The sequence below is a fragment of the Marinobacter sp. M-5 genome, assembly GCF_032911545.1.
Classification (GTDB): Bacteria; Pseudomonadota; Gammaproteobacteria; order Pseudomonadales; family Oleiphilaceae; genus Marinobacter; species Marinobacter goseongensis.
Genome location: NZ_JAWJEK010000001.1, coordinates 1,865,799 through 1,892,229 on the forward strand (window position 1 = coordinate 1,865,799; position 26,431 = coordinate 1,892,229).

The window sequence follows — 26,431 nt, forward strand, 5'->3', positions numbered from 1 at the left end:
CCACAACATATTGTGCTTTGTAGGCCAGACACCCAACTTGCCGGTTTTTCGGGCAATTCCGTGGATTCAAGGGCCTATCCATTGATTTTCTTTGCCGCACAGACACAACCGATAGTTGTCTCCTTCTTCACAGACCACTATATCCTGTTATACTTTGTGAAAAGACGCCCATATATAGGGTCGCCCCGGAGAAACCTCCCCAGCGGCTCGCTCAGCCCTTACGGCTGTTCTGGCGCGATTACAAAGGGCTTCAAAGCCCATGCCACCGGCCAACACCGGTTGGAGCCAACACCACATCTAGTGGTTTTGTTCAACAAGCACACAATCCGGCCAGGGCACCACCTCTGGCGCAGGTTTTCAATACTGATTCACAGGGGTAAGGCTGAATGAACGCTAAGGCACAGGCAGTGATAACAACAATCCCAATGCAGGAAGCTTCGCTGGACATCTGGAACAGCAAGTACCAGCTCAAGACCAAAACCGGTGAGCCGGTCGACAAAGACATCAACGCTACCTACGAACGTGTAGCCACTGCCCTGTCTCAGGTTGAAGCGAAAGCTAACCGCTCCAAATACATGAAGGAGTTCATCTGGGCCCTTCAGCACGGCGCCATCCCGGCAGGTCGCATCACCTCCAACGCCGGCGCGGAAGCCCACAAGCCTGCCACATCGACCATCAACTGCACCGTGTCTGGCAGCGTTCGTGATTCCATGAACGACATCCTGGAAAAGAACCACGAAGCCGGCCTGACCCTGAAAGCCGGTTGCGGCATCGGTTATGAATTCTCCACGCTGCGCCCGCGCGGTGCCTACGTGGCGGGCGCCGGTGCCACCACCTCTGGCCCGCTGTCGTTCATGGATATCTTCGACCGCATGTGCTTCACCGTGTCGTCCGCCGGTGGTCGCCGTGGCGCGCAGATGGCTACTTTCGACGTGCACCACCCGGACATCATCGACTTCATCCAGGCCAAGCGTGAAGACGGCCGCCTGCGCCAGTTCAACCTCTCGCTGCTGATCACCGAAGACTTCATCGACGCCGTGCGCAACGACTCCGACTGGCACCTGTCGTTCCCGGTCACCGAGAAAGAAGTGGCTGAAGAAGGCCTGGACCTGAACAACCCGGACCAGTTCGTGTACCGCGACTTCCCGATTCTGGAAGGCTATGTGGTCAACGATGAGGGCAAGGTCGCATGCCGCATCTACCGCACCCTGAAAGCCCAGTTCATCTGGGACACCATCATGACCAGCACCTACGACTACGCCGAGCCGGGATTCATCCTGATCGACAAGGTCAACCAGATGAACAACAACTGGTTCTGCGAAGACATCCGCGCCACCAACCCCTGCGGTGAACAGCCCCTGCCCCCCTACGGCAGCTGTCTGTTGGGCTCGGTGAACCTGACCAAGTTTGTGGACTACCCGTTCACCGACAAGGCCAGCTTCAACTATGAGAAGTACCGCAAGGTTGTGGCCATCTTCACCCGCATGCTGGACAACGTGGTCGAAATCAACGGCCTGCCGCTGGCCGAGCAGCGCCACGAAATCACCTACAAGCGCCGCCACGGCATGGGCATCCTCGGTCTGGGTTCCACCCTCGCCATGCTGCGTATGCCTTATGGTTCGGAAGAGTCTGTGCAGTTCACCGAAGACGTGGTGCGTGAAATGGCCGTGGAAGGTTGGCGCCAGTCTCTGGCCCTGGCTGAAGAGAAAGGCGCGGCCCCGATCATGGACGACGAGTTCGAGATCACCCCGAAAATGATGGGCAAGTGCCCGCGGCTGGCTGAAGACGGCTACAAGCTGGGCGACAAGCTCAAAGGCAAGGTACTGCACGCCAAGTACAGCCGATACATGCAGGAAATCGCCAAGGTCGCGCCGGACGTGGTCGAGCAGCTGGCCGAGAAAGGTGGCCGCTTTACCCACCACACCTCCATCGCGCCCACCGGCACCATCAGCCTGTCACTGGCCAACAACGCCAGTAACGGCATTGAGCCGAGCTTCTCGCACCACTACGCCCGCAACATCATCCGCGAAGGCCGCAAGACGAAAGAGAAAGTCGACGTGTTCTCCTTCGAGCTGCTGGCCTACCGCCACCTGGTGAACGCCGGCGCCATGCCGTTCTCCGAAGAGGAAGACAAGAAGCTGCCCAGCTACTTCACCACTTCGGACGACGTCACACCGGCCCAGCACGTAGACATTCAGGCCGCTGCGCAGAAATGGGTAGATTCCTCGATTTCCAAAACCGCGAACGTGCCTACTGACTTCGCCTACCAGGAATTCAAGAACATTTACCTCTATGCCTATGACATGGGCCTGAAGGGTTGCACCACCTTCCGCTTCAACCCCGAGGCGTTCCAGGGTGTACTGGTCAAAGAGAAAGACCTGGAAAACACCCTGTACGAATTCACACTGGATGACGGCAGCAAGGTGACCCTGAAGGGTAACGAGCAGGTTGAATACGACGGCGAAATTCACAACGCCGCCAACCTCTTCGACGCCCTCAAAGAAGGCACCTACGGAAAATATTGATCCGGTAACCGACAAGGACAACGAACATGACAGTTAAAATCAGCAACAAGATCGTCGGCTACCGCGTCAAGAAAGCCGACCCGGAAGCCAGTCAGGAACAGGTGGCTGTGCAGCCGGAAGTCAAACCCGTACAGATGAACGAATACATCGAGCGGCCGGACTTCCTGCTGGGCACCACCTACAAGATCAAGCCGCCGATCGGCGAGCATGCGATGTACATCACCATCAACGACATCCTGCTCAACGAAGACACCGACCACGAGAGCCGGCAGCCGTACGAAGTATTCATCAACTCCAAGTCGATGGAACACTTCCAATGGGTTATCGCCCTCACCCGCGTTATCTCTGCGGTCTTCCGCAAGGGTGGCGACGTGACCTTCCTGGTGGAGGAGCTGCGCAGCGTGTACGACCCCAACGGCGGCTACTTCAAGAAAGGCGGCGTGTTCATGCCCTCGCTGGTGGCGGAAATCGGCGCGGTGATCGAGAAGCATCTGAAAGCCATCGGCCTGCTGGAAAGCGAGGAAATGAGCGAAACCACCAAGCGCATCCTCGCCGAAAAGCGCGCCGAGTTCGAAGCCAGCCACACCACGGCCACGAACGACGACAAGGTTGGCGACTACCCCGCCAACGCCACCATGTGCGGCAAGTGCAGCACCAAGGCGGTGATCGTGATGGACGGATGTGCGACCTGCCTGTCTTGTGGCGACAGCAAGTGCGGTTGAGGTGATTGATCGCAATGAGTGATGAAGAGGCCTGGAGCGAGAACTTCGGGCCTTTTTGTTTTGTGGGGAACACCGGGGCAGACCTATTTTGTGCACACGGTTTTTTGGCGTTATCAGCCAACGTCGAAAAATATCTATCAAACAAGAGCCATCAAAAGCTATGACGAGAAAGACATTAGGGTTGACCCGAAAACCAAATAAAGACGCCAAACCAGTGGCCAAGGAAGCCGAAGCGATGGTTGAGGTTGATCCACAAAAACGTTTTTTAAACGGTGTGGCTATCAATCCAACGCCGGGGATCCGCCTGGAGTCGGGTTCAGAAAAACTCACGGTGCGCGCGATGGATTTGATCACGCCGATTGGAATGGGGCAGCGAGGTTTGATCGTTGCACCGCCGGGGTCTGGAAAATCGACGATTTTAAAGGATATTTGCCAGGCGGTGGGAAAGGCGTATCCCGACATTAAACTTTACGCGTTGTTGATAGATGAGCGACCCGAAGAGGTCACTGATTTCAAGCGAAGCGTCCCGGCTGAGGTACACGCGTCTTCTTCGGATGAAAGCTATGCTCATCACGCTCGTATTGCCGATGAGCTTCTTGATATCGCCCGCCAACAAGCTGGCGAGGGTCACAACGTCATGATTGTGATTGATTCTCTTACCAGGCTTGCACGTGTGCACAATGCGGAGCGAAAGAGCAGCGGTCGTACGATGTCTGGCGGGGTTGATGCGCGAGCGATGGAGATCCCGCGGAGGTTGTTTGGCTCTGCACGAAACCTTGAGAATGGCGGCTCGCTGACCATCCTGGCAACCGTTCTGGTTGATACCGGCAGCCGTATGGACCAGGTTATATTTGAGGAGTTCAAAGGCACGGGGAACATGGAGCTGGTTTTATCAAGAGACGTGGCGAATCAGCGAATCTTCCCCGCGCTGGATATTTCGAAAAGCAGTACGCGCCGTGAAGAGCTGCTGTTGGATCCGAAAGATTTGGACAAAATAAGAGCGTTGCGCCGCGCGCTTAGCGGTCTCAAACCGCTAGAGGGCACAAAACGGCTGGTTGAGCTGCTAGAGAAGTACCCCACAAATGCCGAGCTTCTGCACAACATCCCCGGGGCGCCCATCAATTAAATCCGGGCTACGGTGGTCAAGCCCTGGTTAAAGTTGATGGCTCGTGGCGGTCAATATGCGTCGTCTGGGGCAATTGCCGGGGCCGACCATCACCAACTGCGCATATCTTCTTATCCAGAAAAGCTGCTTGGGATGCGGAGTTTGGGGAGGTGCCAAAGTTAGCGGGACTGCCGGTATTTTTGGCAGCAATCCGAAATGAACGATCAGCAATAAGCCAGACGTTTTAAAGGGAGCAACTGCCCATGCTAAAAGCTCTGAAAGCGCTGGCAGTCTGGTTCAGCATACTCGCCCTTGCCATCGCTAACGGCTTGCTCCGCGAGACTCTACTTCTTCCAGCATTCGGGACTCCATCCGCCTTCATCCTGAGCGGTCTGCTCCTTTCAGCCCTGATTATTGCCGTAGCGTGGCTTTCGCTTCCCTGGCTCCACCTGCACCGCCCCGGACAAGTCTGGCTGATGGGATTTGGCTGGCTCGCACTCACCCTTGCGTTCGAGTTTTCCTTCGGGCTTGCACAGGGAAAGTCGTGGCCAGTGATGCTTGAGGCCTACACCTTCAAGGATGGCAACCTCTAGCCGGTGGTGCTTGCGGTGACCGCTTGTGCGCCGTTCATCGCGGAAAAGATCCGGCGCAAGGCAAGAAACTGAACCGGGGATCATAAGGGGTATAAGCAGCTGGCAGCGGCGCCCCCCGTGCCTGGCCGTTCTGGCGGTTTCGGTACACTGCGCCTACATTTTCAGGATATGCGAAGGCAGTTTGAAGGAATCAAACACGCGGGTTGTCTCTCATGCCAGTACGCCAATCCTGGAGAATAACCATGAAAAGCATACGCTTAAAAGTCGCCACATTGCTTGGCGTCCTTTCATGTTTCGGATCGGTTCATGCCACAGAGGCGAGAATACCCCTCGTTCCCCTCCCCTCGGTCGTCGATTTTACAGATGGTGATGGTTGGGGCGTTGGCTTGGGCCTAAGCGTTGAATATGAGTCGGCTTATGAGGGCTCGGACGAATTCCAGTTTGAGGTCGATCCGGCTGGGGGTGTGCAGTGGCGAACTGGCGAACAGGTATTTTTCTGGGCCGGTGAGGCCATCGGCTGGCGTGCTCTAGCCGGGGGTGCGTGGTTGTTTCAGGCGTCTGTTGGTTACGAGGAAGGCCGTGAAGAAAGCGATTCAGATGACGGCCGGCTAGACGGGTTGGGCGAATCGAGTTCCGGGGTGGCCTTCCTGTTGGAACTGCGTCATGCCCTTGCAGAGGACTGGCGTTACTTTCTGGATGGCCGGATATCAACCGGAAAGGTCGGCACGCTCGGGATTTTCGGCGTGGGAACGTGTCTGGGTTGCCAGCCTGACGGCACAGGCTGGGAGGTGGGCGCCGCAGTTACGTTCCACGATGGTGAGCGCGCCAATCGGGATTTCGGTGTCGACACAAAACAATCCATAGATTCAGGGATCTCGGAAACCGACGTTGATAGCGGGTATCGGTCAGTGGGGCTCAATGTTAACTACCGGGATTACTTGAGCGAGAGCTGGCAGGTCTTCGGCGAGGCTCTTTATGAGCACTATGGGAGTGACGTGTCAGATAGCCCGATCTCTCGAAATAATTATGAAGCAGAAATCGGTATCGGCCTCATTTATGTTTTTTGAGGAGCCCGGCGCGCGAAGCGCCGGCCATTCTGTGATTCCCGGGGTCGGAACTCAATTATCGGACGTTTGAACCTGCGAATAACCACAACCAGATGATTTTCGTACTATGCTGTGTTTTTTCATTTCATGGGAGATTCGCGAATGAGCCGTTGGGTTGGTCCTGCATTTCTGGCTGCTGGCGCAGTGAACATTATTGGCATGCTTATGATTTCAAGAGGGTTCACCAACGACGTGCTCACGTTCGCCGACCCCGTTGTGTTCTCTGTTTTCGGGCAAGCGATGATTCTGGTGTGGGGCCTGGCCTACGTTGCCGTTGCCCGGTCCTGGGCGTTGGTGCCCTGGCTTTGCCTGGTATTCTTTATCGAAAAACTGTTCTATGTCGGTGCCTGGATCGTCTGGTGGTGGAACTCGGCTGACCAGTTCTCATCGATCCTGGAGCAGGACAGCCTCACCGCCGTTTTTATTGCCGGGTATGGCATCAATGACCTGGCGTTCGGGTTGCTGTTTCTCTACGCGTTCGTTCTTGCCCGGCGTGGCGCCTGAGTCATTCCCTACCCCTTGCCAAGGACCTGCTTCAGAACACGGCGGTCGGGCGTAGCCCGCCAGGAAGCAGTCCAGCAGATGAGCTCCCCCCCCCCCCGGCTGATCGGTGACGGCGTTCAACACCACAAAAAACCGGGTCAGATCTATTTCTCCCAAGGCCTACACGTTCAAGGATCGCACTCTCTGGCCGGTGGATGGTCTAAAGATGGCGCCGTTCAGGATCAGATAGACGCTAGGTTGAACATGAGGTAAAGCGCGCGTAGCCAGTTGACGGGCGGTGAGAGCGCTTTACATTGCGATGGGGTGTGACTATGGCTGATTCCAGCGTCCTCAGGACGGGTCTGCAAGATAGCGGTCCAGCACCTGAAAGAAGTGCTTCAGCTTCAGGGGTTTGGTGAGGTAATCATCAAAGCCGGCGGCCTTGCCTCGGTGGATGTCCTCGGGCAGGGCGTGGGCGGTCATGGCGATGATGGGGATGCCCGCCAATTCCGGTTTTGCCTTCAGAATTGCCAGCACCTGAAAGCCGTCCATGCTCGGCATGCTCAGATCCAGCAGGATGACGGCCGGCTTCAGGTTCGTCGCCAGTTCGATGCCTTTCTCCGGTGAATCTGCCGGTACCATCCGGGCCTTGCCGTGGCGGCGGACGAACTGCTCCACCAGCTTGAGGTTGACCGGGTTGTCCTCGATGTACAGCACGATGTCAGACCATTGTTCCGGCACGGTAACTTCTGCTGCGGTTTTCTCCACCGGGATCTCCGGTTCCGGCGCCTTTGGCTGGCACTCGGGCAGCTCAATCCAGAAGGTGCTGCCGGCGCCCACCTCGCTGCTGATGCCCAGTGTTCCGTCCATGGCTTTGACAATCTGGCGGGTGATGGTCAGGCCGATGCCGGTGCCTTCCACGCTGGCCTCTTCTCGTTGCAAGCGATTGAATGGGGTGGCCAGGCCGGCGAGATCTTCCGGGTCGATGCCCGGCCCGGTATCGGTCACGGATAGCCGCACCCGGGCGTTGCCATTCTCCTGAATACGCTGCACATCCACGGTGACTTCGCCGCCCTCGCGGTTGTATTTGATGGCGTTGGAAACCAGGTTCAGCAGCACCTGTTTCAGGCGGGTACGGTCCGCTAACACCCCAAGTTTGGCGGTGCCGGTCAGGCGGCATTGTATGCGGCGTTTATCGGCCAGGGGCCGCACCAGCCTCAGCACGTCCTTAACGGCTGTGGTCACCGGTACCGGCTCCAGCGACAGGTCAATCTGCCCGGCCTCTACCCGTGCCAGATCCAGCACCTCGTTGATCAGGTCCAGCAGATGCTGGCCGGCCCCGATGATTTCCTCAACGCTGCCGGCGTGACTGCCAGGCAAGGCCGGATCGGCTTTCAGGATCTGGCTGAACCCGAGGATGGCGTTCATCGGGGTGCGCAATTCGTGGCTCATATTGGAAAGAAACCGGGACTTCGCCCGGTTCGCCTGCTCGGCCATGTCCCGGGTCTGGTTCAGCTCCTTGTAGAGCCGATCGCGCTGAACGGCTCTGAACAGGCTCCAGTAGATGTATTCCTCGCCCGGGCTGTCGGTGGTGGCGTTCACCACCACCGGTACGCGCTCCCCATCGGAGCTGAGCACCTCCAGCAGAATCTCCTCCACTTTCCCTTCATGCTTGATCATCGGCAGCATGAAACTGTCCAGAATGATGCGGGATGCGGGAGTAAGCACAGAGGCCAGCGGTTGCCCCACCAGGGAGCCGCCGGTGAAACCCAGGCGGTCGTAGAAATACCGGTTCGCAAACACGATCAAGCGATCACCCGCCGTACCCATCCCCGTGGTGACCAGGCAACCACAGGGGAACTTTTCAGTGCCGGGGGCGGCAAATTCCTGCATTCATTCGCTCCGGTCGGCGCAGAAGTGCTGGATAACGTCGGTGACCTGGTCAGGGTGGGTCATATGAAGACAGTGGCCTTCCCCCTTGATCAACGCAAACGTGCTTCCGGGCATCCGTTCGTGCACGAAGCGGCCAATCCTCTGCTCGGCCAGGGCGTCGGTTTCGCTCTGAAGAATCAACGTGGGGTGCCTCGCGTCCGGAAGGATGTGGCGATAGTCCGAGAGAAAGGTAGCGCGGGCAAACACCCGGGCAGCGTTGAGGTCTGTTGAACAGAAGCTGTTGGCCAGATCGTCCACCAGCTCCTTGGGCGCCTCGCGGCCCATCACCAGTGGCGCCATAAAACTGGCCCACCCCAGATAGTTTCTCTCCATCAGATCGAGCAGCTCCTGGAGGTCCTCCCGCTCGAAGCCGCCGAGATAGTCCGGCGGGATATTCAGGAAACAGGGCGACGGACAGACCATCACCAGCCGGTCAAAGAGCTCCGGGTGTGACTGGGACGCAATCAGACCAATCATGCTGCTGACCGAGTGGCCCACGAAGATCACGTCCTTCAGCTCGAGCGCCTCACAGATCTCGGTAACGTCCTTCGCATAGCCCTCAAGGGAACCGTAACGATCCGCATCAAAGGCGGCGATATCCGAGCCGCCGGAGCCGACGTAATCAAACAGCACCAACGTGTAATGTTCACGCAGCCGCGGGATCAGGTATCGCCACATGGTCTGGTCACAACCAAAACCATGGGCAAGCATCATGACGCGGGATCCACTTCCAATCAGGTGGACGTTGTTCCTCTGGACGATTTTCTGTCGGTTCACCAGCGACTCCATCTGCCGATGGCCCGGTGTGGGCCCCTCACATCAAGCATAGACCCATCACAAGGGAGCTCCAAGCGGGAATTGGAAACCCAAGTGAAAACCTGAACGGGACCACGATTTGCGAAGAGTCCACTCCGACAGCCGGCTCATGCTAGTCTGGTTGCATATTTCCGGAAATCAACAAGGTAAACCCATGCGAAAGAACATTCTGATCACTGGTGCCAGCACCGGTCTCGGCGAAGGTATGGCCCGTGAGTGGGCCGCGAAGGGCTGTAATCTGGCGCTGTGCGCCCGGCGGGCTGACAAGCTGGAGGCGCTGCAGCGGGAACTGCAGCAGGCCCACCCCGAGATCCGGGTGCTGGTAAGAAGCCTGGACGTGTGCGACTACGATCAGGTCTTCGAGGTGTTCCGGGGCTTTCGGGAGGAACTGGGCAGCCTGGACCGGGTGGTGGTGAATGCAGGCATCGGCAGCTCCCAGCCGATCGGCCGCGGGCATTTTGCGGCGAATCGTCACACCGCGGAAACCAACTTCATCGCCGCGATTGCCCAGAGTGAAGCGGCCATGGAGATTTTCCGCGAACAGAACAGCGGCCACCTGGTGCTGATGTCCTCGGTCAGCGGTGTTCGCGGGTTCCGCGGCCCACTGAATGTGTACGCCGCCACCAAGGCCGCCGTGGCCTCGCTGGCTGAGGGCCTGCAGCTGGACACCGACGGCAAGCCGATCAACGTCAGCAACATTCTGCCGGGCTACATTCTCACGGACATCAACCGCGACACCAAGGACGCGCCGTTCCGGGTGGATCTGGACACCGGCGTCAAGGCGCTGGTCAAGGCCATTGATTCCGAAAAACGCCGCGCCTACGTGCCCTGGTGGCCGTGGACACCGCTCAGTTATGTGTTGAAGTCCATGCCTTTCCGGCTGTTCGCCAAAGCCATGTGACGGGCTCACTCACCCATCCCGTAACAGAACCGCCGGGTCGAGCCGCATCGCCCGCAGGGTCGGCAGCAGGCCGGCCAGCAGCGCCAGCGCGCTGACACCGCCGGCCACCAGAGCACCCAGCCACCACAGATCCCCGGCTGGCAGCTTCAGTGCGGTGGCCGCAACGGGCAGGGTAATCAGGGCGCCCAGTGCGGTCGCGAATACCGTCGCTAACACGGTCAGCAGGCCGGTTTCCAGCAACATGGACTGGCGGATGGCCTGATGCCGGGCCCCCAGGCAGTGCAGCAGGTTGGCCTCATACAGCTGCCGGCGGCGGCTGACACTCACCACGCTCGACAACACCAGCAGGCTGGCCAGAAGGCTGACAATGGCGACCGCAGCGAGGCCGGCAGCCGCCTTGTTGAGCAAATTGCTGGCGGTTTCCAGCCAATTGGCGGTGCGCAACGTGATCACGTTAGGGAGGTTTTTGGCCAGCCATTGCTGAGAGGCTTTGGCGGCCTCGTCACTCTGGTAGACCGCCCCTACGTGCAAACTGATCAGTCCGTCCAGCGCGCCGTCCTGGAGAATCCCCTCAAACCAGAACCGGGTCTGCAGGCCCTTTTGCTGGTAGATCGCCCGGATCTCCGCGGCGATGGGCTGGTCCTGGGCGGTGAATGCGATCCGGTCACCCACGCTCAGGCCGAGCTGGTAGGCTTCCCGATCTTCCATGGCCATGTAGGCCGGCTCGCCTTCGGGCGCGGGTGATGCCCACCAGTCGCCTTCCACCAACTCCAACCCCTCCGGGTTACCCGACAGATAGGTCAGCTTGTATTCGTCCCCCATGGCTTCACGGCGTGCTTGCGGGTCATCAGCAAGCACCTCTGCGATGGGTGCGTTGTTGATCTCCTTAATGCGGGCGCGAACCAGTGGCAGGAGCTCGGCCCGGCTCGACGGGTCAAGAGATGTCAGGCCAGACTCGAGGGCGTCCCTCTGATCCGGAAACACCTCGTACAGGATCAGCGCTGGCGATTCCTCGGGTATGGTGGTTTCCAGCGCCCGCAACAATGTGGCCACTATCAGCGTGCAAGCCACCACCAGAGTGAGTGCGGTACCCAGCGACAGCAGCGTGGCGCGCAAGGGCGAATCCGGCCGATGGAGATTGGCCAGCGCCAGTCGCCGGGCGAAATTCCGATCGGCAAAGCCGCTGGCCTCCAGCGCCCGGGCACCGCGCCGCAGCCCCTTGATAATGCCTTCCAGCAAACCCCAGAGCACCACCACCGCCAGCAGGAACAGGAAGCCCAATTGCGGCGATGGCAGCCAGAACAGGGTGGCGGAGATATAGACCGCCAGCAGCAGATAACTGGCGATGCGCCAACTGCGCGGTTCGTGGCGGGCAGCCTGCACCTGGCCCCGGAACAGCCCGGCCGGCGAGGCCGCCAGCGCTCTTGCCAGCGCCGGCAGGGCGAAAACATAGGCGGTGAGTACTGCAAACAGCCAGCTCAGCAGCAAGGGCAGCAACCACAGCGAGATCCCCTCACCCGCACTGCCAGGAGCGGACAACGCGTAGGCATCGCCGGCCAGGCTGATGGCCACGGCCGAAAAACCCAACCCGAGGCCACCACCCACAAGCCCCGCCAGGCTGCCAAGAATACCGATCTGCAGCAGGTAGATGCCCACCAGCGGTTTGCGGCGCAGGCCCAGTGTCTGCAGGGTGGCGATGGTACCCAGTTTTTCATCCAGGTAGGCGTGGATGCTGTTGGCCACCCCGAGACCGCCGATGAACAGTGTGGTGAACGCAATCAGAATAAGCGCGGTGGCAATCTGGTCGAGCCGCTCGGAAATCCGCTCACTGCGTTCGGCAAAGGTGGTGGTGTCCCAGTCGGGTTCGGGAAAGGCCTGTTCGAATTCATCCAGCCAGACGTCCAGGTCCTGGTCGGTCTGTACCCGGTATTCATAATCCACCCGGCTACCCGGGCGAATCAGGCCTGTGGCTTCAACCGCCTGCTCCGAAATCATGATCGGCAGGCCGCGCCAGTTGGCGTTCAGGTTGCGATCCGGTTGCGCGTCGATTAGACCGCTGATGCGAAAGGTGGCTGCGCCGATCTGGAACTCGTCTCCCACGGACTGGCCCAGACGCTCGGCCAGCAACGGATCAATGATGGCGCCCCAGAGACCGTTCTCGTTGGCATTGAGGTCGGCGCGGGGCTGGTCCGGGGTCAGTTGCAGCTCCCCGTAGAGCGGGTAGGCCGCGTCCGGAATCAGGATCTTGGCTCTGAAGAAGCCTTCGCCGTCATTCCCCGTGACAATGGTTTCAAAGTCCCGGACCAGGGAAATTCGACCGGTGTCACGGATCCATTGAAGCACGTCACCCGGTAGCGGCTCACTGGCATCCAGCTCCACATCCCCGCCCAGCAACGCGCGGGTGTCCGCCAGCAGGCTTTGCTCGATAACCCGGTACAGGCTCGCAGTGGCCGCCACCAGAGTGACGCCCAGGATCAGGCAGGCAAGGAACACCTTGAGTGCGGAGAGACGGGACCTGAGATCGGTAATCGCGAACGTCAGCATCCACCGGGGCCGGGTGGCGGTGTCAGATCTCATACAGGCACCCGCCTTCCATCCGCACCCGGTGCTGGCAGCGTTCCGCTACCCGCTCGTCGTGAGTGACCAACACCAGGGTAGACCGGCTTTCCTGGTGGAGATCAAACAGCAGCGAGAGCACTTTCTCGCCGGTTTTGTGGTCCAGGTTGCCGGTGGGTTCATCCCCCAGTAGCAGGCTGGGCTGATGAACCAGTGCCCGGGCAATCGCCACACGTTGTTGCTCACCGCCGGAAAGCTGGCCCGGGTAGTGTTGCAGCCGATGGGTCAACCCCACCGCTTCCAGCATGGCAACGGCACGCTCACGGGCATCTGACTGCCCGGCAATCTCCAGCGGCAGACTGACGTTACCGAGCGCGGTCAGCCCCGGCAGCAGGTGAAAAGACTGGAATACAATACCCAGGTGCTCGCTACGCCAGTCCGCCAGCGTGTCAGCGTCCATCTCCCCCAGGCGCTGGTTGCCCACCAGGATCTCGCCCCGGTCCGGTCGCTGAAGCCCCGACAGCAGCAACAGCAACGAAGTTTTCCCGCTTCCGGACGGGCCGGTAATGGCCAGCGTCTCACCCGGCGGCACATTCAGTGATGCGCTGCTGAGAACCGCCACGTTGCCGGATTCTGTGGGGTAACTGAGGTGGATATCGGTCATCTGGACGCTGTGGGACACGGGGCACCTTTGAGTTGGGGAGCATCAGGCATTGACAGGGTAGTGTACGCGCAGCCCAAGCGACTGGCGCACAATCCGTCAAAGACGATGCTATCCGCAACGACGCGCCCGCAGACCCGGCCGATCTGCGCCAGATCAGAAGCTAGAAGCCGTTCTCCGGCACCGGGAATGGGGCCGTGCCGCAGCGAAAGAAGTACGGCAGCTCGTCGGTTGCCGCCAGCATGAATTTTGTCTGCGGCCCCTGCACAGTTTCACCGGTTTCCGGGTGTCGCCAACATGCCTCAGGGAAGTAGACTTCCCTGCCCCCGGTGCCCGGAGTTACCACGGGCGCCACCAGCACGTCCGACCCCAGCATGAACTGCTGATCCTGGCGTGCAGCTTCCGGATCATTCGGGTACTCAAGCCACAGCGGGCGCGTAATCGGTACGCCCGTCGCGAGGGCTTCCTGCCACAGGCGGTAAATCAGGGGTTGGGCTGCCACGTGCCGCTCCATGGCTTTCCGGTACTGCGCAATCACCTGGGGGTCATCAAATCGCCAGGGCATCGGGGTGCCGTTGACCGGCCCACCGTGCTGCCGGAACACCGGCATCAGTGATGCGTGATGAGCCCATCGAATGAGCAAGTCCGAGTCGATCGATCCCAGCGTGTCGATGTAGCCGCCAATTTCAGTCACGAAACCATAAGCCCCGCCAACACTGCGATTCAGCATGTCCGGGATCACCGAGCCGATACCGGAAGCGCGGCTCCAGTCTGCGGTGTTATCACCCGGCCAACTGGCGGATTCATAATGCGCTGACCCCCTGCGCCCGGAATTGCCAAACCGCACAAAGAACCACGGCTCTCTGGTGGGATTTGCAGCCGCAAATTCATCAAACGCTTCCCGGGTTGCCTGGTGAAACAGCGCCGCATTTCGATTATGCATCGCGATACCTGAGCTGCCATCGTGGAACACCATGTCCACCTGCACCTGCTCGCCAAAATCCTGCATGAAGCCTTCGCTGCCCTCTTCCAGACCTTTTTTGATGCGCGCTTTCCACCACTCGAATGCTTCCGGGTTGGTGAAATCGATCAGGGCAGCGACACCACCCATCAACGGCGAACCAAAAATATAAGGCAAACCCAATACGTTCTCGGCGACATAGCCCCGTGACACGGCCTCGGTGTATACCTCTGGTTCCTCCAGCTCATCCTCGGTCTGACCGACAAAAGCCCGATAGTAGGTCAAAGGTTTGATGTTCTGCGCCCGCAGGCGGTCAATGATGTCATCGAAAGCGCCTGTTGCTTTGGTACCGACCCATCCCTCGAAGGCAAACGCAGTGACCGGCAGTCCTAATTGCTCGATCTGATCCAGAGATTCCATGACTTTGACCGTGTAGTTCTCGGGGGTATCCGTGAATTCCTGGATAGTTTCCGAGAGCATGGGCCCTAACGACCAGCGGGGCGGCAGCCGGTGCCGGCCATTGATGCCCGACAGTTGGCTGACGGCATGCTTTTCATCACCCGGCACGTCCAGAAAATCCAGTTCGCCGCCGGCCACTTCCACGCGCCACGCATCCTCGCGATCAGAGGCCATGCGCCAGTGGGAGAGCTCATCCCGATCCAGCATGAAACCATAGCCATCACTGGAGACGAACAGCGACTGAATGTAATAGGCACCCTGAGGTCCGGTCGGGAACTGGTATGCATCACCGAAATTGTCGCCAATCAACGGCTCGAGTTGCTCCGGAGTCTGGGAGAATTCTTCCGCCCAATTCAGGAAAGCCTCGTTGCGCTGATCAATCTTGTTGCGCCTGCCGCCGAAGCCCCTGAACGCCTCGTCCAGCCCGGCATCAAAACTCGCGGCTATCAGAGGCACCTCGGTTAACAGGCGATCGACCCTGACCGATACCTTGAAGCTGTGGTTCTCGTCCGCCGACACGGTCACCCGCGCGAAGCGCCCACTGGGGTCCGACGTGCCCACGCGCAATAACACCTGATTGCCGTCAACCGTTACTTCCTCAACATCGGTCAATCGATATTCAACACCCACCGAGGTCGAGGCCAGCATGTTGCCAACCCAGAAGGTTGCGGGAAACTGAATGTTCATGGGCGTTCCGACCATAAAGGTGAACGGTGCGTACAAAGCTGGCGCTTGTGGCATTACCTGAGACCAGCCGCCCAGCAAACGGGTTGGCAACGGCAGCCGGGTCAGCAGCGGCGCGAGCGGCTCCTGGCTGACACTGCCTAGCACTTGCTCGCCGGCCTCATCGTAGAACCGTATCGCCAGCGGTCTCTGCTCGACTTCCACATGGCCATAGTCGGTTTCCAGATAGATGCGCTCAGCTTCCTCCCGTATGTGCACGTTGGCAGGTTGGACCGTAGCCGGCGTTTGATTCAGGGTTGTACGAGGCGGGTCCGGAACCATCGGGGGCGAATCGGACTCCGGCCGTGGTTGGTTCGGTGCGCCGTCCGATTGAGTTGATGCGGAGTTTTTGCCACCACACCCAGCCAGGTAGCCAAGGAAAAGAATAAGAATGAGCCGAGCACAGGTTTTCATGGTGGGGTTCGCCTTTAGTTTTTATCATTTTTAAGGCTTTCAACGCTATAACGTGACAGATTGTTACCCATTGGCCCAAACGTCCGCAGCGCGGATACCGCGGTCAATTCGCATCCCCTGTTTCCCGCTGCCGGCAGCGTCTATCGGCCGGCAAGCCGACACATGTGTACTGTCAGCTTATTAAACAGTCCTGAAATGACACGCGCTCCTGGGCCCTTCCGCAACGCTGTTTTCCGTCAGTTTCCGATTCCGTGGCGTCCATTTTGCGTGCAAATCATCACCGGCAGGCTTGTCGGTTTTTGACCAGGGGTTTGACCATGACAGGGATCGCAAAGGGAGCAGGTGTCCTGACTCTGGCAGTGGCATTGAATGGTTGCAGCCCATCAGGACCTTCGCAGGATGACTCGGGCGATATCGCAGGTGATCAGCTGGCGATTCTGTCCGGGCGGGCGGCGGTTGGTGCGCCAATCGCCAACGCACCTGTTGCTGCGCGGTGTGCCCAAGGCGAAGGTTTTATCGAAACAGTCACTACCGATGACAGCGGTGGTTTTGAAGGGCAGGTAGAGACGTCTTCCCTGCCCTGTGCCCTGCAGGTAACGGGCGAGGGTACAGCGCAGCGCCTGCACAGCTATACGGACGCTCCTGGTACAGTCAACATTACGCCGTTCACTGACTTGATTATCGCTCTGACTGCGACAATTACGCCCACCACGTGGTTTGATCAGGAAGATCGAACAACCGCAGTGGGTGAACTGGAGCAGCAGAAAAACCTGTTCCTGAATACGCTGCAGGAAAAAAACTACACTTTCCCCGGGGACGACTTCGATCCTTTCTCTACCCGATTTGAAATCAACGACGACGCAGACCAACTGCTTGAGGCGTTCTCCGCTGCGCTGGCAGACAGTCCTACCATCGCAAACTATGAGGAGCTGGTGAACCTGATCTCTAGCGGAAACCTTGGGAGCATTCCCGAGGCGCTCACTTCCCCCGCCACGCCCGAGCCCGAGCCAGAACCTGAACCTGAACCCGAACCTGAACCCGAACCCGAACCCGAACCCGAACCCGAACCTGAACCCGAACCCGAACCTGAACCAGAGCCAGAGCCAGAGCCTGAGCCTGAGCCTGAGCCTGAGCCTGAGCCCGAGCCAGAACCTGAGCCAGAACCTGAGCCAGAACCACCGGTCGATGAAAACCCCGGGAACGGCGGTGGCGGGGACAATGATGATGACGAAGAGGAGGAGGATGAAGAAGATGGCGGCCTGAACCTCATCGATATCCTGTTCGGCTGAACCCCAACCCCACCCTCGTACCCAGCGGAACGCAACTTTTCGCTCACCAGTTCCGTAGCTGAATCTGAATACCCAGGAACGCCAGGCCCGGTGCCTGCGATTTTGTGCGCCACCCGTTTGTTCAGTAATAACAATCAGCGAAGGGATATCTGTAATGAACAATAAAGTATTTACTGTCTCAATGCTCTCTGTGGCCGTTTCACTGGCTGGCTGTTTCGATGGAGGCTCTGGCTCCAGCAGCCGCGCCGGCGACAACCTACTCGACTGCACACCGGCCAGCGACCTTGCGGCCCTGACAACTGACGACATGCTGGCCGTAACCTCCCAAAGTAATTGCCTGGTCCGGTTCCCGGTATCCGATCCCTCGGCAATCGCCGTCATCGGGCCACTGGACGCTGCGGGGGATGTGGTGGGGCTGGATTTCCGCCCGGCTTCCGGCGAACTGTTTGCACTCACCGCCATGGGTGAGTTGTTACTCGTAGACCCCATGACCGCCCAAACCACCCAGGTGACCGCGAGTATTGGCGAATTACAGGGCGCGCGTTACGACATCGATTTCAACCCCGCCGCCAACGCCCTGCGGCTGATCAGCGACGCCCGGCAGAATTTCCGCATGGGGTCCCCCGCTCTGGTCGAGAGCGCCATGATGGAAGCGCTGGTGGACGGCAAGTTTGGTTACCTGCAGGGTGTGGTGGCCACCGCGTACACCAATGTGAATCCGGATCAGGACGGCACGCAGATGTATGTGATCAGTGCCGACTCCCGAACGTTCTACCAGCAGAACCCCAATGTGGGCCTGCTCACCCGAATTGGTGGGTTGTTTGAAGCGGCCGGCAGCCTGGATGTTAAGGGCTACAACGTGTTGACCACCGCTGACGGCAGCAATGAACACTATGCCGTGTTCGATGTGGACGGCACTGTAGGCCTTTATTCCATTGATCCGGCGAACGCTGAAACCACGTTACTCAAGGAGCTCCCGCAAGCCAGTGGTGACTTTATGGATCTCACCGTGGCCGCAAACGCACAACCGCGCGAGTTTATTCTTTATGAGCAGCTCGATACGGACGATTTCCAGCTGCAGATTTTTGAACTGGACCCAGCCAATCCAGACTCCGGAACCCCTCTCGCCAGCTTTGAAAGCACCATTCCATTAGATGGAGTGATGATGGGAGACGTTATCGTCGGCTTTGATTTCCGAACAACCAGCCCAGAAGCCGAGAACAACGGACTATACGCAGTGGCAGACAGCGGCAGAATTTATAGCATCACAATCACGGAAGGCGGTTCTGTCCTGCCAATCCCACTTCCGATACTTCCTTCCACGCCAGACACCGCTCAGGCAACAGAGCTTGCAACTTTGTCTGAGAGCCTTTCAGGCCGTCGCTTCGATATTGACTTCAACCCCCGTGCAGATCTGCTCCGCATCATCGGCGATGCCGGCCAGAACCTGCGAGTGAACCTTGATCAGGACCGCGAGCTGGCCGGCATGGCCCGCGACACCGGGTTTGCCTTTGTCGATGGCACGGTGCGGCTGGATGACACCATGGCGCCTATTCCCGTGGCCGTGGCCTACCGCGCCGCTCCCATGCAGCTGATGAACGCCACACCGAGCCTGGATTTCCAGTACCTGGTTGATGCTCGCAACAGTGGCCTGGCGCGGGTCGCCGTACCCAATGACGGAGCCCTTGTGGCCGTCGGTGATGGTCTGGCAGAGGGCCTGACGCTGCCCTCCGATGGCCTGATCCAGCAAAGCATGGACATTGTCCAGGCTGGAACCGCCTATGCGGCCCTGAGAGCTGCGAACGAAACAGCCTCCACCCTGTACACGGTCAGCCTAAGTGACGGTACCGCTGCAGCTGTGGGGGTGATTGGCGGCGCAAACGCGGCAGAAGGGGTGAACGCGATCTCTGTGTTCATTCCGGAAAGCACGGAGATCGAATAAAGAGAGCCGCAAGATCAATGAGCCTCAGGCGTTTTCACGGTCCGCCATGGCTTACCGTCGCAGGATGCATAATTCGGACAGTCAGGGAGGCATCCCCGACAAGGGAGCCGATGCGAGTCTGAGGATTCCTGGGAAGGTTTGTGCTGAGACATGGTTGCGGGTTCCTTAGTAAATAGACTCTATGATTACGCTGTTGCTACGAGATCAGACGCCCGCGCCCGGAAAGATGTCTCAAAGCTGTTCCAGGAATTTCAGATAAGAGCCGGACACCTCACCCGGGGCTTCAATCTGGGGATAATGCCCGATACGCGGGAGCTCACCGAACCAGGCCAGAGGCAGATCCAGTTCCCGAAAGCGCGCCACCATATGGGCGCCGGAAACCGGGTCCAGAGACCCGTTGATCAGTGCCACGGGTACCCTGGCGTCGCGAATCGCGCTGACCCAGCGCTCCCGATGCTGCTTGCGGTCGTTCATGTAGGTGATCAGGTTGTGAAAGATGTGCTTGCCGTTGTTGTGGTTGACCAGCGCCCAGAAGTCCTCAAGCTCCCGGGCGTCCGGTTTGGTGTCCGGACCGAACACCCGGGCCATGGCGCTGTCAAATCGGCGTTTGTTGGATAGCTTGTTGAACAGCGGGCCCAGGGGACTGAGCAGGAGTTTCTGGGTCAGCAAGGCTCGGTGGGTTTCGGGGAACAGGCCGCCATTGAGAAAACACACGGACTGCCACTGCCCGGCCCCCTCACCGGAGTTCTGCCGTGCCAGCAATTCCTGGGCGACGGTATCGCCGTAATCGTGGGCCAGTACATGGAAGCGCCCCAACCCCAGTTGCCGAACCACACCCTCAACGACATCGGCCTGACCATGAATGGAATAGCGGTGGCGACCCGGCTTGTCGGAGAATCCGAAGCCAAGCATGTCCATGGCGACCACCCGGTAGGACGGCCGCAACGCCGGCCAGATCCTGTGCCAGTCCCAGCTTGCGGTCGGAAAGCCGTGGATCAGCAGGATGGTGTCCTGATCCGGCTGGCCCTCATCCACAACAAAAATCCGGAACCCGTTGATGTTGAGTGTCCTGCCTCTGGATTGCCATTGTTGTGGTCGCATGCTGTTCTCCCGGCGCCGTATTCGATGCTCTGTTGGTGTTGTTGTGACAGGATCATGCGAAAACCTGAACTTGACGTCAAGTTTGATCTTTGTTAATTGTCTTGTACACAGATCGGACACCGTTATGAAACCAGCACCGAAACAGCAACGGGCCATCCGCAAGCGAAACGCATTGCTGGAGGCCGCCTTTCAGGAATTCTCCGTCCAGGGGTTTGAGGCCACCACGGCGAAGTCCATCGCGGATCGGGCCGGGGTCGCCACCGGTACGTTTTACCAGTACTTCCACAACAAACACGATGTGTTGCTGGAAATCACACGCCAGCGGTTCGAAGATCTTCACGCCCATATTCAGATACCCGACGCCCGGCTCGGGCTCACGCGTGGCGTGTCAACCCGGCCACAGGCCCCCAGCATCCGCGATCTTTTCCGCGAAGCCCTCGGTTTCCTGTACGACTTCCACCAACAGGAAGCAGGTCTTCATGACGTGCTGGAATACCGCCGCCGGGTCGACCCGGCACTGGCAACGCTGATGGACGACGGCGAGGCGATCCTGATGGAACGGGTGCGGGCTTTTGTCGCCCGCTACGTGCGGGACGACGTGGAAACCACCGCGTTTTGCCTGTTCTCCATGGCAGAGGGCCTTATCCACCGGCATGTGTTTCAGGGGCATCAGGATGTGACGCGGGATGAATTGATCGAAACCGGCACGCAATTGCTGGCGGCCTATTTTGAAAACCAGAACAACAAAGCGAGGGGCAATGATGAGTGAGACAACCGCGAGTGTCGCAACCTGGGATTATCTGATTCACGGTGCCAAAGTGTTTGATGGCACCGGAGAGCTACCGCTCCGGGAGGACATTGCCATTGCCGACGGAAGGATCGCTGCACGGGGTCAGGAACTGGATCCGGCCAACGCTCGCCAGGTCATCGATGGCAATGAATACTGGGCCATGCCGGGGCTGTTCGATATTCATACCCACTACGATCTTGAGCTGGAGGTGGCACCCGGATTGCCGGAATCCGTTCGCCACGGTACCACCACGGTGGTGATCGCAAACTGCAGCCTGGGGCTGGCATTCGGTGCCCAGCGCAAGGATGACGCCGATCCCATTGTGGATTGTTATGCCCGGGTAGAGAACATTCCCAAAGAAGTGCTGCGGGCCACCGCCGACAAGGTGGACTGGCACAACCCCAAAGAATACATCCAGCACCTCAACAAGCTCAGCCTCGGCCCCAACCTGGTGACGCTGGTGCCCCACTCCATGCTGCGCATAGAAGTGATGGGGTTTGACGCCAGCATCTCCCGCGATCCGACGGAAAACGAGCTGCAAGCCATGGAAGCGTTGCTGGAAAAGGCACTGGATGATGGCTACGCCGGTTTTTCAACCGACGCCCTGCCCTTTCACTACCTGGCCAACCAGCCCAACACGCGGAAAACCATCCCCACTCAGTTCGCCAAATACCCGGAGATCAAACGGCTGACGGATGTGGTGCGTCGCAAGGGCGGTGTATGGCAGGCCACGCCACCGAAAGACAGTACCATCGGCACCATCAAGACCTTTTTGCTCAGCTGCGGCCGCCTGCACGGCAAGCCTCTGAAAACCACCGTGGTTGCTGCCCTGGATGTGCAAAGCAATCGGAAGATCGTGCGGCTGGCGCGCCTGCTGGCGCGGGTACTTAATTCCCGGCTATTGAAGGGCGACTTTCACCTGCAGGCCCTGGCAGCACCGTTCAAAGTTTGGTCTGACGGCGCAGTCACACCGCTGTCCGAAGAAATCGAGGAACTGCGCACTCTCAATGAAACCGAGCTGGAAGACCGCGAGGAGCGCATCCGGATCCTCAACGACCCCGATTACATCAAGCGTTTCAAAGCCATGTGGATGAGTGGCAAGACCGGCTTCGGTCTGAGCCGGATCAAACGCTGGCTGCGGCTGGAAGATTATGCGTTCAACCGCACGCTTGCGGACATGACTATTGACGTATGCCCCCTCAAGGCCTGGGAGGGCAACACCTTCGCCGAGGTCTTTGACCGGGTAAGGGCCGCCAACACCGGTCGGGAATTCCACGCCACCGAAGCGGAAATCACCCTGCTCAAAACCCATTTCGGTGACGTGAAAGACGAAGGTGATTTCGTGTTGGCCATGCTGCGGGCCTTTGACCGCGACCTGAGCTGGTACACCGTATCCGCCAACCGGGACGAGACAATGGTTCGTAACCTGCTGATGGACCGCCAGCTGCTGCCCGGTTTCAATGACAGCGGTGCCCACCTCACCAATATGGCGTTCTACGATGGCAACCTTCGCGCCCTGAAGCTGGCCTCCGACGGCGGCGATACCGACGTTGCCTACATGGTTCGCCGGCTGACCCGCGATCCGGCCCGGGTGTTCGGCGTGAAGGGCGGCAGCATCGAGGTGGGCGATCAGGCGGATCTGACTCTGGTGAACCCGTCTGCCCTGCGTCGCCTGGACCACAACAATACAGTGCAACGACAGTATCGCGAGGAATTCAGCCACGAGCAGTTGGTGAACCGGACCGATGGCGTGGTGCCACTGGTAATGATTGCCGGGCATCCGGCATGGCAGGGGGATGAATTCGACCCGTCTCTGGGCAAAACCCGGATGGGCACGGTGTTGGACACCACCTTCTGATTGCGGCTCGCGATACCGGGCATCATACCGTCATGGCCGGCGCAGCTACTTTTGTGCCGGCCATGCCCTCCTTTGCTACATTAAACCAACACTTCAGATACGGTTTGAATCCCAAAATGCCCATTATTTGACTAACATAACGAGGAACAAGAACCTTCATACTGCGGGCTTCAATTGCACTTTCCCATCGCGCGGCGACCAACCCTCAACAAGAGACTTTCCCGGCACCTCTGGTCCCGGGTCGCGTTCCTGGTCTTCGTGTGTGTGGCACTTCCGGGTTTCGCTGCCACAGAGCCGGTAGCTCTGCCCCAAGCCGGTGAGACCCTCGCTCTTGGCCCCCACATCGAGCATCTGGAAGACCCGGAGCGCTCCCTGACGCTGGAAGAGGCTCGCGCCAGCGCGGATCGGTTCCGGCCAAATAGCAGCGAAGTTCTGAATATTGGCTATAACCGCGCCGGTCATTGGGTCCGTTTCCAGCTCCGCAATAGCGGAGCCGAACCACTCAAACGTTTCCTGGAGTTCCGTTCCCTGTTTGCGGATAGGTTGAATCTCTATGCTCCGGATGAGCAGGGGCACTACACGAAGGTGGAATCCGGCCGCCTTGTGCCTCCGCCGGACCGCCCCTTTCAGTCGCGGAATTTCGTGTTCCCGTTAACGGTTCCACCCGGCGGCGAAGCGCTTTACTACCTGTATGTGGACAGTGCCGACACGCTGACCATTCCACTCTACCTGCACACCGATACCGGTCTGGTGCACACCGAGCTGACCAGCCGTTCCTGGCTCTCCTTCTACCAGGGTCTGATCCTCACCATGGCGCTGTTCAGCATCTTTCTGCTGGCCACACTGCGGGACCGGGTTTACGCCTACTACATCGGCGTCATTGTGGTGCACCAGGGGTTGTTCTTTACCCTGTTCAACGGCCTTGGCTATCAGTATCTGGGTCTGGAGGACCCCTGGTGGTCTCGCGAGGCCATGTCGGTGCTTGTCAGCCTGTCGATGTGGATGATTATGCAGTTTGGCCGCGTTCTGCTGGCAACTCGGGACGAACAGCCCCTGCTCGACCGGGTGATTGTGCTGATCCAGCATGCGGCCCTGGTAATTATGGCGCTAAGCTTCGTTGTGGATTACTCCGTGTCGATCCGCCTGGCCAACCCCCACGGTGCGGTGACGGCCGCGGCCATGTGGGTGGTTGGCTGGAACAGTCTGCGCAAAGGTAATCCCGCTGCACGCTATTTCCTGATTGCCTGGTCGATGCTGATCGTGGGTGGCATTGCCTACAGCCTGAAGTCCTGGGGGCTGGCGCCCAGCAATCTGTTTACCGAACACAGCTGGCAGATCGGCGCGGCCATTGAGGCCATATTCCTGTCCCTGGCCATTGCGGATCGCATCAACACCGAGAGCCAACAGCGTATCCGCCACCAGCAGGAAGCCCAGTTGGCCCAGGCCCAGGCGCTGGACATCCAGCGCAAGGCGAACGACATGCTGGAGCAGAACGTCAAAGAACGCACCGAGGAACTGCGGAAAGCGAATCGAAAGCTGCAGCAATTGAGCGACACCGACCAGCTCACCAGCCTCAGTAACCGCCGCTCACTGGACCGATTTCTGACCCACACGATCGCCCGCGCGCGGATAGACCGAAAGCCGGTTGCGGTTCTGATGATTGACGTGGACCACTTCAAGCCGGTCAACGATACCCACGGTCATCAGGTGGGAGATGACAGCCTGCGGGAAATCGCTGGCCGCATCCAGAACAGCTCACGCTGGCCTGCCGATATGGTCGCCCGCTATGGCGGCGAGGAGTTCTGTGTGGTGCTGCCCAACACCGACCGTCAATCTGCGATGTCTGTTGCCCAGCGCATGCGAGAGAGCGTGGCGTCTGAACCCGTCACCACCCGGATCGGACGCCTGAAGCTAACGGTCAGCCTGGGCGTTTATGCCGCCGTGCCGACAGAAGACGATTCCAAGGATAGCTTTCTGGAGCAAGCAGACATCGCGCTCTATCAATCCAAACAGGAAGGGCGCAATCGAGTGACTCTGTTGGGCGCCACCGCTTCCTAGTTTGCCCGATCCGAGTGGCCCAGCGAATGCTCCGGCGCGATCTGGTCGCGCACCAGCTGCTTGAGCTGCTTGATCTCCGGAAATCCACCCTTCTCCTTGCGGGACCAGATCCGTGTGTCGTTCACGTAGATCTCGAAAATGCCGCCAGTGCCGGGTTTGAGGGTGAGTTCATCAATCATGCCGTCGAAGGTGCTCAGAAGCTCCTGCGCCATCCAGGTGGTTCGCAGCATCCATTTGCAGCCAGTGCAGTAGTGAAGGGTTACGCGGTTTGTCATAACGTTGGGTTCCCGGATTGTAGGCGTTGGTTCTGCCGATACTCACCCGGCGTACACGCCATCCAGCGGCGGAAGGCGCGGGTAAAGCTGGCGGTATCGGTATAGCCGAGGTGTATGGCCAGTTCATCAAGTTTCATGTCGCTGCCGTCGAGGAACTGGAGAGCCGCTTGCCGGCGCTCGTCTTCCACCAGCGTACGGAAACTGGTGCCTTCCTGGTCCAGCTTGCGGCGCAGGCTGCGGGGCGACAGCGCCAGTGCCTGAGCCATTTCGTCCAGCGAGGCCACCAGGCCCAGAGGCCCATGCAGTTTCTGCCGCACCTGCCCCGCCAGACCGGAGGCCTGCAACCGTTCCAGACGCCGGCGGCATTGATCGTCGAGCATGCGCACCAGTTGCGAATCGTAGGTAGCCAGAGGCTGATCCGCCAAGTCGCTTTGGACCACAAGGGCATTCCGGGAGCTGCGGTAGATCGGATCAATACCACACAATTCACCGATCCGTTGCGCATGCTCCGGCGGCTCGCCCTGAAACTCCAGCGCAACGATGCCCATACCGGAGAGACTCAGCTCCTTGAGCAGATTCAGGCCGGTGGCGATGTCCCGTTCCAGCAGAAACTGGCGCAGATGGTGGGGAATCGCCTGCGGGTCCATGGAGATACCGAAGCGGTTCGCTTCATCGATTCTGGCAATGGTGCAATAGGCGGTACTCAGCGGCAGATATCGCATGGCCCGTCCGATGGCTTCTCGGAGAGTGCGGCTGGTGCGCAGGGCAAAGCCCCAGATACCGAAGGTGGCCAGGCTGTACTGGAGACCCAACTGAAATCCCGGTGCCGGGGTATCCGGCAGTGCAAGCATCAGGTTCTCGATCAACCGCATTTCCTGCCCACGGGTAACCAGCGCCTCACCATCCTGCAGATCCAGGTCAGTAATGCCGGTGCCCAGCAGGCAGGTATCGCGATCAACACCCTGACCAAGGGCAAAGTTGATCATGACCTGGCTGATGGCTACGGGGTGCAGGGTATTTTCGAAGTTCGACATGGCACGGAGTCTACCCCGACAGGCTCATCAACGGCCATCGCAATAATGGCCATAAATGTATGCCGAATGGCCACCGGGGTCCTGTTGCGCTTTCCTGGCGCCCCATAGACTAGCTGTTGTGACCATT

The 26,431-nt window shown here is 59.1% G+C and carries 20 protein-coding genes; 12 read left to right on the top strand and 8 right to left on the bottom strand.

The genetic code is table 11. The features are described 5' to 3' along the window. Positions 1-386: 386 nt before the first annotated feature. The 6 genes from R0125_RS08545 to R0125_RS08570 all read left to right on the top strand — a co-directional run bounded on the left by R0125_RS08545 (position 387) and on the right by R0125_RS08570 (position 6,555). Positions 387-2,525, top strand: coding sequence for an adenosylcobalamin-dependent ribonucleoside-diphosphate reductase (locus R0125_RS08545; protein WP_317237838.1), 2,139 nt, complete (start codon positions 387-389; stop codon positions 2,523-2,525). Positions 2,526-2,551: 26 nt separating this feature from the next. Beyond that, a complete protein-coding gene (locus R0125_RS08550) occupies positions 2,552-3,247 on the top strand; it encodes an NrdJb (protein ID WP_248183570.1) in 696 nt (231 codons plus the stop codon). A gap of 160 nt (positions 3,248-3,407) precedes the next feature. Next, entirely contained in the window at positions 3,408-4,373 is a 966-nt protein-coding gene (gene rho / locus R0125_RS08555; RefSeq protein ID WP_317237839.1) for a transcription termination factor Rho, read from the top strand. Between the two features lie 242 nt (positions 4,374-4,615). Then, positions 4,616-4,945, top strand: coding sequence for a hypothetical protein (locus R0125_RS08560; RefSeq protein ID WP_317237840.1), 330 nt, complete (start codon positions 4,616-4,618; stop codon positions 4,943-4,945). Between the two features lie 242 nt (positions 4,946-5,187). Continuing rightward, on the top strand, positions 5,188-6,012 hold the full coding sequence (locus R0125_RS08565) for a MipA/OmpV family protein (RefSeq protein WP_317237841.1): 825 nt from the start codon (positions 5,188-5,190) through the stop codon (positions 6,010-6,012). Positions 6,013-6,153: 141 nt separating this feature from the next. Next, on the top strand, positions 6,154-6,555 hold the full coding sequence (locus R0125_RS08570) for a hypothetical protein (RefSeq protein ID WP_317237842.1): 402 nt from the start codon (positions 6,154-6,156) through the stop codon (positions 6,553-6,555). A gap of 330 nt (positions 6,556-6,885) precedes the next feature. Here R0125_RS08570 and R0125_RS08575 read toward each other — a convergent pair whose 3' ends face one another. Continuing rightward, positions 6,886-8,427, bottom strand: a complete 1,542-nt coding sequence (locus R0125_RS08575) for a PAS domain-containing hybrid sensor histidine kinase/response regulator (RefSeq protein ID WP_317237843.1) — start codon at positions 8,425-8,427, stop codon at positions 6,886-6,888. Beyond that, a complete protein-coding gene (locus R0125_RS08580; protein WP_248183577.1) occupies positions 8,428-9,243 on the bottom strand; it encodes an alpha/beta fold hydrolase in 816 nt (271 codons plus the stop codon). A gap of 193 nt (positions 9,244-9,436) precedes the next feature. On the opposite strand from R0125_RS08580, the gene R0125_RS08585 reads away from it, so the two are divergent. Next, positions 9,437-10,183: an SDR family oxidoreductase gene (locus R0125_RS08585; RefSeq protein WP_248183579.1), complete on the top strand. Its 747-nt coding sequence runs from the start codon at positions 9,437-9,439 to the stop codon at positions 10,181-10,183. A 9-nt stretch (positions 10,184-10,192) separates the two neighbouring features. Here R0125_RS08585 and R0125_RS08590 read toward each other — a convergent pair whose 3' ends face one another. The 3 genes from R0125_RS08590 to R0125_RS08600 all read right to left on the bottom strand — a co-directional run bounded on the left by R0125_RS08590 (position 10,193) and on the right by R0125_RS08600 (position 15,762). Next, the gene (locus R0125_RS08590) at positions 10,193-12,760 is read right to left on the bottom strand and encodes an ABC transporter permease (protein ID WP_317237844.1); all 2,568 of its coding nucleotides are present in this window, start codon (positions 12,758-12,760) and stop codon (positions 10,193-10,195) included. Beyond that, on the bottom strand, positions 12,750-13,403 hold the full coding sequence (locus R0125_RS08595) for an ABC transporter ATP-binding protein (protein ID WP_248183633.1): 654 nt from the start codon (positions 13,401-13,403) through the stop codon (positions 12,750-12,752). Before R0125_RS08595 ends, R0125_RS08590 begins: the two co-directional genes overlap by 11 nt. A gap of 160 nt (positions 13,404-13,563) precedes the next feature. Next, a complete protein-coding gene (locus tag R0125_RS08600; protein WP_317237845.1) occupies positions 13,564-15,762 on the bottom strand; it encodes a TIM-barrel domain-containing protein in 2,199 nt (732 codons plus the stop codon). A 512-nt stretch (positions 15,763-16,274) separates the two neighbouring features. On the opposite strand from R0125_RS08600, the gene R0125_RS08605 reads away from it, so the two are divergent. Together R0125_RS08605 and R0125_RS08610 are read left to right on the top strand one after the other, a co-directional pair. Then, the gene (locus R0125_RS08605; protein ID WP_317237846.1) at positions 16,275-17,246 is read left to right on the top strand and encodes a hypothetical protein; all 972 of its coding nucleotides are present in this window, start codon (positions 16,275-16,277) and stop codon (positions 17,244-17,246) included. A 154-nt stretch (positions 17,247-17,400) separates the two neighbouring features. After that, entirely contained in the window at positions 17,401-19,188 is a 1,788-nt protein-coding gene (locus tag R0125_RS08610) for a DUF4394 domain-containing protein (protein WP_317237847.1), read from the top strand. A gap of 231 nt (positions 19,189-19,419) precedes the next feature. Here R0125_RS08610 and R0125_RS08615 read toward each other — a convergent pair whose 3' ends face one another. Continuing rightward, complete coding sequence (locus tag R0125_RS08615; RefSeq protein WP_317237848.1) at positions 19,420-20,289, bottom strand: alpha/beta hydrolase; 870 nt, start codon at positions 20,287-20,289, stop codon at positions 19,420-19,422. 124 nt (positions 20,290-20,413) lie between these two features. On the opposite strand from R0125_RS08615, the gene R0125_RS08620 reads away from it, so the two are divergent. The 3 genes from R0125_RS08620 to R0125_RS08630 all read left to right on the top strand — a co-directional run bounded on the left by R0125_RS08620 (position 20,414) and on the right by R0125_RS08630 (position 24,995). After that, complete coding sequence (locus tag R0125_RS08620; protein ID WP_317237849.1) at positions 20,414-21,058, top strand: TetR/AcrR family transcriptional regulator; 645 nt, start codon at positions 20,414-20,416, stop codon at positions 21,056-21,058. Then, entirely contained in the window at positions 21,051-22,937 is a 1,887-nt protein-coding gene (locus tag R0125_RS08625; protein ID WP_317237850.1) for a hypothetical protein, read from the top strand. The genes R0125_RS08620 and R0125_RS08625 overlap by 8 nt, the downstream gene beginning before the upstream one ends. A 174-nt stretch (positions 22,938-23,111) precedes the next feature. Continuing rightward, positions 23,112-24,995, top strand: a complete 1,884-nt coding sequence (locus tag R0125_RS08630; protein ID WP_317237851.1) for a diguanylate cyclase — start codon at positions 23,112-23,114, stop codon at positions 24,993-24,995. On the opposite strand, the gene R0125_RS08635 is transcribed toward R0125_RS08630, so the two are convergent. Both R0125_RS08635 and R0125_RS08640 read right to left on the bottom strand, forming a co-directional pair. Continuing rightward, positions 24,992-25,270, bottom strand: a complete 279-nt coding sequence (locus R0125_RS08635) for a SelT/SelW/SelH family protein (RefSeq protein WP_317237852.1) — start codon at positions 25,268-25,270, stop codon at positions 24,992-24,994. The two genes, R0125_RS08630 and R0125_RS08635, sit on opposite strands and share 4 nt — an antisense overlap. Further along, on the bottom strand, positions 25,267-26,304 hold the full coding sequence (locus R0125_RS08640; protein ID WP_317237853.1) for an AraC family transcriptional regulator: 1,038 nt from the start codon (positions 26,302-26,304) through the stop codon (positions 25,267-25,269). Before R0125_RS08640 ends, R0125_RS08635 begins: the two co-directional genes overlap by 4 nt. Between the last annotated feature and the right edge of the window lie 127 nt (positions 26,305-26,431).